We start from the raw sequence: 11,322 nt of genomic DNA on the forward strand, positions 1-11,322 counted from the left end.
CACCGCCGCGGGCACCACGGGGCCATCGGCGTGGCTGCCTGCGGCCAAGGTTGCCATACACTGCAGCGCGCAATCGACCACCGCAGGGTGGGCCTGGTGGCGATCCCCGGCGATCCGCCCGTTGAGGGTAGCGAGTACGGCATGCTCACCAACCCGCGCTTGTTGAATTTGCTGAAAGCTGGGGCCGTAGCGTAATCCTGCGCGTGCTAATTGGTCGTAGAGATCGCGCCCCTGGACCTGGGTGGTCAATTCCCCCTTGAGCACGGCGATTTGCTCGGCGATGGCGGGGTTACAGGTGGCATTGACGATCCGCCCTTTGGCACGCAAGGTCCATTCCGTCTCATCGGCGTTGCGGCTCTGCATCTGGAAACGGCCCGTCGCTTCATCTACCGAGCAGCGCAAGATCGGCGCCTCGTGTTGGCCCACCATCAGCGGAGCGATGAACTCGATATCCTCTAGTATCGGTTGTTCACGCCCAGTGACGTTGACCGCCGCGGCCAGCGCGGCATCCAGATAGGCGGCGCCAGGTAACAAGACGGCATCAGCCACCACGTGATCGGGTAACCAAGGCAGCATCCCGACACTGACATCACACTCCCACTCGGGCTGACGTGCCTCGGTCCGATGGCCGGGTAGCACCTTGGTGCCCGCATCCCCCAGACGATCGCGGCGAGCGGATGATTCTTCACTCCACAAGGTGATCCGTTGGAATAGGTGACGGGGCAGATCCTGATGGCGGACCGCGCCCAGTAAGCCGCCGGGAGGCAACTGATCATCCAATGCTCCGACGGTATAGAGCTCCGCCAACAGAGTGCGCAGGCTCTCGCTATCGGGTTGGTTGCGATAGAGGGTGGCGACGCTGCGGCCGGTCTCGCCACGGGCGGCGAGGATCTCTCGCACGTTACCAGAGAGCACCGGATGTGGGCCCACCTCCAAGAAGGCGCTAAAGCCATCGCTAATCAGCGCGCCGATGGCATCGGCAAAGCGCACCGATTGGCGCACGTTCTGCAGCCAGTAATCGGCGCCCCAGCCATCGTGCCCGTTGCCGGTCACCTTGGCGCCGGTCACGGTGGAGTAGAGCGCAAGGGTGGGGGACTTAGGTTGCAGATCACGGAGGACGGTGCGTAGCTCGGCGAGGATCGGGTCCATCAGGTGGCTGTGGTAGGGCACCTCCACCTTCAGCATGCGGTTGAAGATCCCCTCTTGGGTCAGCTCTTCAGCCAAGTCGAGCAGGGCGTGAGTATCCCCTGCCAGCGTCACCCCTGCTGGGCTGTTGACGGCAGCGATCTCGATCCCTCGAGTTTGGCGTAAGCGGGTCAGTACGTGTTGTTCTGCCAAGCCAACCGCCAACATGCTGCCGGTACCAGCCTGCACCGCCTGCAAGCGAGCACGGTGGTAAGAGACCGTCAGCGCCTCGCGCAGACTTAACATGCCACTGAGGTAGGCGGCACTCACCTCACCGACGCTATGGCCAACGATGGCGGCGGGATGAATGCCCAGTTCGGCCAGCTCAGCCGCCAGTGCAACCTGTACTAAGAAGTTACCGGTCTGGGCGATTTGGGTGGTGTGGACTTTCGAGTGGGCTTCATCTTGTCGCAGTTCGGCGAGGATGGACCAACCGGAAATGGCGGTAAACTGCTCGTCAATCTGGTGGGCAACCCGAGAAAATGTGCCTGGCCGCTCAATTAACTCGCGCGCCATGCCCCACCATTGTGGGCCCATGCCGCTGAGTACGAACACCACTTGGCGTCCTGCTGGCAAGATCCGTTGGCTACTTTTGCCCTTACCATCGGCCAGCTCGCGCAAGCGGGCCAGTAGATCCTCGGTGCTAGCATAGGGCACGGCAAAGCGAGTGGGCTGGTGCGCGGGGCGGGTCCAGAGTTGATCAACCAGTGCGTCGACCTCAGTCAGCGATGGCTGGCTGGCCACCTGACTGAGTACCGCTTTGGCGAAGCTACGGGCACCGACCTCATTACGACCACAAATAGGGAAGAGGCGTGCCAGTTCGGTGCGCGCGCGTGGCGCAGATACATCGGTGAGTGCCGCAGGCGGCGCCACCAAAATGGCGTGGGCGTTAGTGCCACCATAGCCAAAGCCGTTAATGGCGGCGGCGGGCAGTTCATATTGTGGCGGGAATGGCTCGACCTGTAACGGCACCACCACTTGGTACTCACTAAACGGGATCGCTGGGTTGAGTTCATCGAGCCACCCCTGCGGCACAATAGTGCGATGGTAGAGGGTGAGGGCGGTCTTGATCACGCTGGCCACCCCTGCCGCGGCTTCGGTATGGCCAATGGAGGGCTTGATGGAGCCGACCCGCAGGGGGCTATGGCGCCCTGCCACCGCCCCCAGCTCCTTGCCAATCGCCGCCATTTCCAGCGGATCACCCACCGCCGTGCCGGTGCCATGAGCCTCGACATAGCCGATCTGCGCTGGATCAAGACCGGAGCGCTGAGTCACTTCTTGGATCAGGGCGGCTTGCGCCTCGGGGTTGGGCACCGTGATACCGGGCGTGCGTCCATCTTGGTTGGCACCGGTTGCCTTGATCACTGCGTAGATCCGATCACCATCGGCTTGGGCCTGGGCTAATGGTCGCAGCACGACGATGCCTGCGCCCTCGCCACGGGCATAGCCATCGGCGCGTTTATCAAACGTTTTACAGCGGCCATCAGGGGCGAGGAAGTGGCCTTTACACATTGAGATGAAGGTCTCTGGCCGGATCATGGCGTTGACCCCGCCGACCAGCGCCATTTCGATTTCTGCCCGTTGCAGCGCGGACACCGCTTCGTGCAGGGCGACCAGTGAGGAGGAGCAGGCGGTATCGATGGTCATGCTGGGACCACGTAAGTCAAACGCGAACGAGAGGCGGTTTGATAACATGGTGTAGGTGCTGCTGGTGGGGGTGTGCATGGAGATGGCGTGGCGGGTCGATTGGGCGTGACGGGCCGCCATGTTATCTGCGGTAAAACCACCGACATAAACCCCGACCGGTCGGCCTGCCACACGGCCGGCGTGACCTGCGTCATCCAGTGCCTCTTGCGCCACCTCCAGCAACAGTCGTTGTTGGGGGTCCATGATGGAGGCTTCACGGGGGGAGATACCAAAAAATTCAGGATCAAACGCTTCTAGCGAGTCAGTCAGGAATCCGCCGCGACGTACATACATTTTGCCGGGAACGTCTGGGTCTGGGTCATAAAAACGGTCAAGGTTCCACCGCTCGGCGGGTACCTCGACCATGCCATCCCCTTTGTTGAGTAAAAACTGCCACAACTCTGAAGGGCTGTTAACCCCACCGGCAAAACGACAACCAATGCCAACGATCGCTACATCAACCATGAAGAACTCCCAAAAATGGAAAATCAAATTGCTGAAATATTGCGGCAGCACATACCGCTGTTATTAGAGGTGGTACGACAATATGTGACGGATAATGGAATGTGATAGACCATGAACCAGCGACAAATGTCATGACCTAACACTCATAAATTTAACGCCAGTAAAAATCTCTCTTCGCCGTTAAAAATAACGGTATTTCTATTGGAAAACCCTAAGCTGAGATAACCGCGTAAGTGTTTTTTTCGACAGGTTGCCCACAGGTGTTTAATACCATGCTGGTGAAGGATGGTCTGCGCAGATTCAATCAGTTTGGCAACCACTAAATCGCGCCCAACCATGGTTTTGGTAGAGAACAATACTAATACTTCAGCGGTTGTTGGATTTTTGTTTGGAATAGTAAATCCCATCATTTCCGCTTGGAGTTGATGAGTCATATCCATGTTGATAGATAGCGCACCAATTAATTCATTCGCATATTCAGCAAATAAGATGCATTGACCACTATATGCGACATTGGTCACAATTTGCTGCTGCTCTGAATATACCTGCCACATTCCTTCGAAACGGCTAGCAGGATATTCACAAAATGCTTGATAGAGGGATTTTTGATATGATTCAAGGTCTGAGCGACAATCCAGATTTGCCATTCTCAGCGTCAGCTTTTTCAACGTACGCATATTAAAATGAACTCACGCAATAGTATTTTATATAAAATAAAATGCGATTTTCATCATATGTTATTAATTTATGTGTGTTTTATAAGGCTTTTTGTTGTTTGGTGGGAGTGCTTAATTAGCACGCCACAATAGATACTTTTTTGTACAAAAGTCCTTATGCTAGGTATCTGAGAGATACGTGTGTCTTTTATTAACCGCATCAAAATATATTTTGATATGGAACTGTTGAGCGCGACAGGAAAGTAAAACCAAGACCAAATCAGTATTAATCAATACTAAAGTTGGTGGCGAGGTCGCATTATTAGACATCCCTCCTTTATATACGACGCTTTGTTCATGCTTGCAGACTGATGCGGTGCTGGCCATCTATTATTGAAAAAAATTATATTTTTAGGCTACATATAAAATTCATTATCCATGTGATTTGCATGGCTAAGTTTTCGTATGCTACCATCGTGTATCAATCTTTTATGTAGGATTTTTCCCAACATGTAGTGTTGGGTGTGTTAATATGATTGGTGAGACATATGGCAATGTGGGGGATTTGAACATCCTAGTTGATTAGGTTTTAATTTATTAGGGTGCTGCAATTACAAGTTCTCAAATTTAATAGGTCCTTGATGTTATTAATTGACGTTTTATTGATGATTTTGACGGCTATTACATCTGTCTCATGGGCTGAGTGACCAATATTGTGACGGGGCTTACATTTTAATTTCATGAGGTGGCTACCGAGTTGAACGTTGTCATCAGTTGATGATCAGCTGATAGAAATCGATGGTGACGAGTACAAGCAATAGGGGAACCTTCACCGATATAGCGACACAGTGGCCGTCGAGTTGGTCGCATGGATATTTTCATGAAAGAGGATAATGATTAAACCGAGGACAGATTGCGCTAGGTCACTCAGGCCGTCAAAATAGCGGCCATTTACACTTCCATTTTGCACGAGAGTAGCAGCCGGACATCAGCGTGAGCCCTGTTGTGTCGGGCTGGTTGTAGGTATTTCCAGCATCCGAGCAAGAGAGCTTTACATGATCATCACTGATGAAGAACTAATGGCACTTCTCGATTCGGAAGAGCCTGATATTCCTGGTTTTTACCCCATCACCTTGTTTGCATTAGATAGCGTGGCGTATGAATCCGTCAGTACGGCTGGCTTGCCTTCTTATGTCTGTGTGAGACGCATTCGGCCAGATACTTGCTGGCAATGGGATGGGTTGTTTTCAACGGGAGCGATTGCACTTTATGCGCCAGCCGCCCATGAAGGGAAGGCGTATCTACCTCATCTACAACGCTCACATCCTGGTGTTTATAGCATTGAGAGTGACTGGTTGGGCGGATTGGCGGATAGCTATCAACAGTGGTGTGATTGGTTGAGCCGTACGCAGGTCTTGCTGTTAGAGGATCATCCGTTCCAAGGCGCACAAATTCAGCAGATGCTGGCCTCCATGGGGTTGCCTTGCGCTTGGGTTCAAGATGAGACGGCGTGTGTACGTGTATTGTCAGAAGAGCACATCGAACTTTTAGTATGCGATTTGAGCTTGGCGGAGCATGATGCAATCAGTGTGCTGATGAATCAGCCTCAGTACCAAGAGAGTCGCCTGCCTATCGTATTATTATCGGCTCACGACCAAACGCTCATCGATGCAGCTCGGCGTCTATTGCATGATGCAGGATTTAACATCATGGCGGCTTTCTCGAAACCACTGCCCAAGGACGATCTTTTTCGCGTGCTCAAAAGCCTTTATCTTGGTCCGCAGCGGCAGCAGCGCTTGGGGGGATTACGCACCATCCGTTCTTGGCATGGATATGTTGAAGGCCAACTGGCGCTACTTTCTAATCCTCCATTGGAGGATCCACTCTGGCTTGCCGTGGCAGGATTACCCGCTCGCTGGGAACAGCTGAGAACGTGGTTAAGTCAGCGGGGACGTGAGCCCAGTGAGTTAACGTTGCTCATCCATCGACGTGATAACCTGCTGACAACCGTGGAACGTTTTGCTCTTGTCCTGCAAGCCAGTTTGGCCGGTAGTAAATTAGCCCTGCTGCTTGATAATCAGCAACATCTCCCATTTGAGCTCCTTGAGCGTCTTCCCTTGCAAGCCTTACTACTCGGACATGGCATGTTAGCCGATATGGAGTCGTTGACCTCAGACTCCCTATTGGGTCGCTTTATCACACGCGCTAGGGAGCTGAGCATTGACCTCTACGTGGATGACCCGTTTGATCTGCTCGATAGTGAGGTGTGGTCCGATCGAGGCGTGATTGGACGCTGGTAAATAATGACTCGCTACTTTTGTTGGTCGTCCCAGCCTAGCCGTCTGGCGCAATCGTTGGCTGGGTGGTCTCTCTCGTTGTGCCGCGCCTGTTTACCACAACCCATGATGGTCGGCGGTCAGGTCTGCCTCTTACAAGAGCTCTCGAATTCTGTTCCCAGTCAGGTCTTGGCTGCCTATCGCAAGCTGAGTGAAGAGACCGTGTACTTGCGCTTCATGGGGCCAAAGCGTACGCCATCGTTAGCGCTCTTATCCCCCTTTCTGACCTATAACCCAGCTCACCAAGTGGGTCTTATGCTGCTAGACCATCGAGGGGCGCCGGTGGCGATGGCACAATCGATTCGTCGTCGAAAACACCCCGAGCGAGCCGAGTTTTCCTGTGTTGTTGCCGATCATTTCCAGCAACGAGGGGCAGGTAGACGGATTTTGCTGGCATTGGCATTACTCGCCCGCGCAGAAGGGATCAATGAGTGGATCGCTGAAGTCCTCGCTCAGAATCAGCCGATGCTGGGATTATTAAAGACGCTTGGTTTACCCCTGACTTTAGTGACGGGGCGTGAGTTGGTGTTTGTCAGGCTCGATTTAACGGTGCTTGACCGTTGGATCTTGCAGGGAACGTGGCAGCAGCCTAAGACCAAGGGCGAATAGAGCGGCGCTTCTTCCCTGTGTTAGGGTCTGGTGATATCCCGATGGGAAACGAGGGCATTGTTTATGGTTAAGCCAGTCAAAAAGATCGTGATCTTGACCGGTGCTGGTATTTCAGCCGAGTCCGGTATTAAGACCTTCAGGGCATCTGATGGCTTGTGGGAAGCCCATAAAATAGAGGATGTGGCGACACCGGAAGGTTACCTACGTGATCCTAAATTAGTGCAGCAGTTTTACAACTCCCGTCGCCACCAGCTCCAACAACCTCACATTCATCCCAATCCAGCACACTATGCCTTAGCGCGATTGGAGCGGATTTTTCCCGGTTCAGTGACGGTCGTCACGCAAAATATTGATAATTTGCACGAGCGCGCAGGCAGCAAAAACCTGATCCATATGCACGGCGAATTACTCAAAGCACGCTGCCCTGATTCGGGGCAAGTGATTGAATGGCTGGGCGATCTAGCAGTGCATGAACTCTGTTCATGTTGCCAGTTCCCCCAGCCTTTGCGGCCACATGTGGTGTGGTTTGGTGAGATGCCCCTTGGCTTAGACAAGATTTACAGCGCCCTAGCCCAGTGTGACCTGTTTGTTTCTATCGGCACGTCTGGCGCTGTTTATCCGGCCGCTGGTTTTGTGCACGAGGCTGGCTTGAACGATGCCCACACCCTAGAGCTGAACTTGGAGCACAGCGAGGTGAGTAGCCAATTTGATGAGAAACGTTACGGCCCCGCCTCCTTGCTGGTGCCTGCGTTTGTGGATGAGTTACTCGAGCATTGCGGTGTACAACCGACTAAGCCGAACAGCGCTCAGGACTGGATGGCGATGCGGGACAACTAACCGGTGCTAACGTGCTGTAGTCATTCATATTTTATCTAATCCCACAGTTGCATTCAGGTCTTTAAGTCGCCACACTGGCAGCCATCATTAAGAGACTGTTAGTGTGAAGGATATGACTGTCATAAAGCGATGGATTGCTTATTTTTTATTGATCTTGATCTCTGCTAGTTTGCAGGCAGCCCCCGCCTTGATGACGCTAGCGTTACCGGATGGTCAGTGGCGTACGGTCGATGAAGCGAGTTTGGCTAAGTTGCCCCATATCGAGTTTACGACAACCACCCCTTGGACTCTGGGTACGCGCCAATTTCGGGGCCCTACATTAGCAACGCTATTGGCCGCTTATGGTGTTCCTGACGCTAAAAAAGCGATCGTATCAGGATTGAATGGCTACCAGCAGCTGGTGGATTTGACCCAATTTGACAACCTGCCTTTGACGCTAGTGCGCTATGAGAATGGGCAGCCACTCACTCGCCGTAATAAAGGACCGCTCTGGTTATTACTTCCCTTTACTGATCACCCAACACTCGATATCCCAGCTATTCACAACAGCATGGTGTGGCAGGTGACACGGATCGAGATTGTTAATTGATGAAGCGTTTACGCCACAACCTAGTGCTGGTTGTTATTACCGCGCAGTTTCTCTTCTCATCTGGATGCAGCCTTTATTTGCAACACGCCAAGAGCGACTCGTGGATAACTTTTACCGCAACGTCCACTGGAATATGAGCCAGCTGATGCTGGAGTCTCAGCGTTTTTTGGATAGTTTGCGACTCTATCGTGCAGGTGAGTTAAAGATAAGTAGCCTCAGTCTGGCTTACGATCTGCTCTGGAATCGGCTGGACATTTTCTTGGTGAGCCGTGAAACGGAGGAGATCCGCAAGCGTGATGGTTTAGACCAAGTCTTGCTCCATCTTTTTGCGTTGATCCGCCAGATAGAGCCGCAGATGACCAGCGGGATGCTGGCGAAAAATAGCGAACTAGCCCGTTTACAGCAGCACATTTCAGCGTCGACGGATCAGATCCAGGCCATTGGCGAGCGGCTGCTCTCTGGTCAGGAGCAGGAAAGCTCGGTCAGTAAGATCCGCCACATATTATTTTGGGTGCAGCTATGGCAGTTGGTCTTACTGCTGACGGGGGTACTGCTGGTGTTGGCCCTGTTGCGGGCCAATATGCACAATCGTCGTCTGTCACTGCTTGATCCGCTGACCGTACTGGGTAATCGGCGAGCATTAGAACAGCAATTAACCGAGTTACTCGCCGCCTATCGCCCCTTCACCCTGGTAGTCCTCGACCTAAAGCGCTTCAAACAGGTCAATGATTTATTAGGTTATCAAGTCGGGGATCGTCTGTTACAGACGGTCGCAGATAAATTGCAGCAATTTCAGCCTGGTTTTTCCTATCGATTAGGTGGGGATGAGTTCGCGGTGATTGTGTGTACTGAGCAGCCCGAGCTTGACGTGCGCCTGCAAGCCTTAGGGCACTTGTTACATTTTGAGTTTACCACTCGAGAGGGCCGCTTTTTATTGGCGTGTCGGATGGGGGTCGCAAGCGCAGAATTAGGACAGCGGCCGGATATCTTACACGAGCAAGCTATTTTGGCGCTCAATAGAGCCAAGCAAGACCCCGTGGATGATGTTGTTTGGTTTAAACCCGCCTTGTACCAACAACAATTGCTCACCCAGCACCAGTTACGTCAGCTACGGGATTGGCTGGCGGGCATGGCGGTGTCACCATTGGTGATCCAAACCGTGCCCGTTTACCGAGAAGAGGGAGAAGCACTTTGGCAATTAGCGCTCAGTTGGCGTGATGCCATGATCCCCTGTGAGATGAAATGGCTGCATGAGGGGGGGATATTAGGGCAAGTGATTGCGCACCTGCTCCAGCAACGAGAGCCGTTAATCCCCTCAGGGAGCATGCTCTTAATCCCCCTTGATACACCCGCTCAGCTGGTTCATGTGTTGTCCCATTTACCTGCACATGGCGCCGCTATGCCGATTTTACTGCTGCCGAGTCTGCCCCATGAGGCGGGATTATTGGCTCAGATCAAACGCGCAGGTTGTACGCTTGCCCTGCGTGAGCTCGGCAGTGCCACGGTGGAGTTGCTGGCAGAGGGGTGGCCCATTCGCTATTGGTTACCTAATACCTCGAGCCATACCTTACTGTTGCAACCCTTGGCGCAGCGCTTAGGGCTAGGCCGGCTGCTTCCCGCACCGGATAACCAGCAGGATCAGCAGCGCCCTGCATGAGCGCTGATGTGCAGTTGCATGGTTATTGAGGGATGCGTCGGCCGAGGTAGGGTGCAGTTGACTGCCTGATCATCAAGTCTGGCTCTACCGTGATCATATTATTCGCCACCTGTTCACCATTGATCCGTGCCAGCAACCGAGTGACCGCCAAGCGTCCCAGCTCCTCCTTGGGCTGGTTGATGGTGGTGAGCGGGGGTGACATAAACTCTGCCAGTGCCACGTTGTCATAGCCGACGATCGAGAGATCTCGGGGGATCACCAGCCCTGCCTGATGGGCGGCGCTGATGGCCCCCATCGCCATCATGTCGTTGCAGACAAACAGGGCCGTGGGACGCACCGGTTGCGCCAGCAGCCGCGCCATGGCGGCAAAGCCGCTGGCACAATCAAAATCGCCCTCCTGAATCCACAGCGCATTGACCGTGATCCCTGCTTCCTGCATCGCTTGTAAAAAACCGGCCTGGCGCTGGCTGGCGGGGGCTCGGCGGTGGGGCCCAGTGATGCAGCCAATGGCGGTATGGCCCAGTGCCAGCAGATGGCGGGTGGCGAGATAGCCGCCGTGCCAAGAGTTGTCGGCGATAAGATCCACATCCTTGCTTTCCATCCCCCAGTCCATCACCACCACCGGCAATGTTTTGAGCCAATCAAGCTGGTTAAACACCTCCTGTTGCCCCTCACTGCACATGATCAGCAGGCCATCAACCCGCTTGCGCAACATCATGGTGAGGTAGGACAGCGCCGTCTCGGCCTGCCCTTCGGTGTTGCCTAGCATGAGGTTGTAGCCCTGCTCAAAGCAGTAACGCTCGACCCCGCGCACTACCTCGGCAAAGAAGGGGTTGCTGGAGGTGGTCACCAACATGCCGATACTGTTGGTCTCCTTCACCTTAAGGCTGCGAGCCACTAGGCTCGGGGCATAGTTGAGATCGCGCATGGCAGCGAAGACCCGCTCTCGGGTTGCATCGCTGACAAAACGGGTCTGGTTGATGACGTGGGAGACGGTGGTGGTTGACACGCCCGCCCGCGCAGCGACGGCCTTGATATTTGCCATCAGCGCCCCTGCGCAAGCAGGAAGGCATCGACCGTTTGCTTGCTTGGGATGGAGCTTTGGGCACCAAGCTGGGTGACCGAGAGCGCCGCGGCACCGTGGGCAAAGCGCACCGCCGCGTGGAAATCAGCGCCGGCCAACTCCGCCGCCAGCAGGGCGCCGTTGAAGGTATCACCCGCAGCAGTGGTGTCTACCGCCTCCACTCGAAAGCCAGGGATAAGCTGTTGCAGCTGGGCGTTGCTGCAATAGACCCCTTGCGA

The 11,322-nt window shown here is 54.2% G+C and carries 9 protein-coding genes; 5 read left to right on the top strand and 4 right to left on the bottom strand.

Annotation, left to right across the window (positions count from 1 at the left end; genetic code table 11):
• Positions 1-3,336 (bottom strand): type I polyketide synthase (locus CUC53_RS16690; RefSeq protein WP_157798310.1); only part of this gene is annotated, 3,336 nt, incomplete at its 3' end.
• 143 nt (positions 3,337-3,479) lie between these two features.
• Complete coding sequence (locus CUC53_RS16695; RefSeq protein ID WP_157798311.1) at positions 3,480-4,013, bottom strand: hypothetical protein; 534 nt, start codon at positions 4,011-4,013, stop codon at positions 3,480-3,482.
• 1,034 nt (positions 4,014-5,047) lie between these two features.
• Here CUC53_RS16695 and CUC53_RS16700 point away from each other — a divergent pair.
• From CUC53_RS16700 to CUC53_RS19480, 5 genes are all read left to right on the top strand, one after another.
• The gene (locus CUC53_RS16700; protein WP_100295176.1) at positions 5,048-6,292 is read left to right on the top strand and encodes a response regulator; all 1,245 of its coding nucleotides are present in this window, start codon (positions 5,048-5,050) and stop codon (positions 6,290-6,292) included.
• Between the two features lie 3 nt (positions 6,293-6,295).
• Entirely contained in the window at positions 6,296-6,937 is a 642-nt protein-coding gene (locus tag CUC53_RS16705; protein ID WP_100295177.1) for a GNAT family N-acetyltransferase, read from the top strand.
• Positions 6,938-7,000: 63 nt separating this feature from the next.
• A complete protein-coding gene (gene cobB / locus CUC53_RS16710) occupies positions 7,001-7,774 on the top strand; it encodes a Sir2 family NAD+-dependent deacetylase (RefSeq protein WP_100295178.1) in 774 nt (257 codons plus the stop codon).
• 112 nt (positions 7,775-7,886) lie between these two features.
• The gene (locus CUC53_RS16715) at positions 7,887-8,363 is read left to right on the top strand and encodes a putative pterin-binding protein (protein WP_100295179.1); all 477 of its coding nucleotides are present in this window, start codon (positions 7,887-7,889) and stop codon (positions 8,361-8,363) included.
• A 100-nt stretch (positions 8,364-8,463) separates the two neighbouring features.
• Entirely contained in the window at positions 8,464-10,020 is a 1,557-nt protein-coding gene (locus CUC53_RS19480; protein ID WP_420808072.1) for a GGDEF domain-containing protein, read from the top strand.
• Between the two features lie 22 nt (positions 10,021-10,042).
• On the opposite strand, the gene CUC53_RS16725 is transcribed toward CUC53_RS19480, so the two are convergent.
• Both CUC53_RS16725 and CUC53_RS16730 read right to left on the bottom strand, forming a co-directional pair.
• Positions 10,043-11,065, bottom strand: coding sequence for a substrate-binding domain-containing protein (locus CUC53_RS16725; protein ID WP_100295180.1), 1,023 nt, complete (start codon positions 11,063-11,065; stop codon positions 10,043-10,045).
• Positions 11,065-11,322: PfkB family carbohydrate kinase (locus CUC53_RS16730; protein WP_236757954.1), on the bottom strand; the 258-nt coding region annotated here is incomplete at its 5' end. The genes CUC53_RS16725 and CUC53_RS16730, both read right to left, overlap by 1 nt.

Source organism: Aeromonas cavernicola (assembly GCF_002795305.1).
Lineage (GTDB): Bacteria > Pseudomonadota > Gammaproteobacteria > Enterobacterales > Aeromonadaceae > Aeromonas > Aeromonas cavernicola.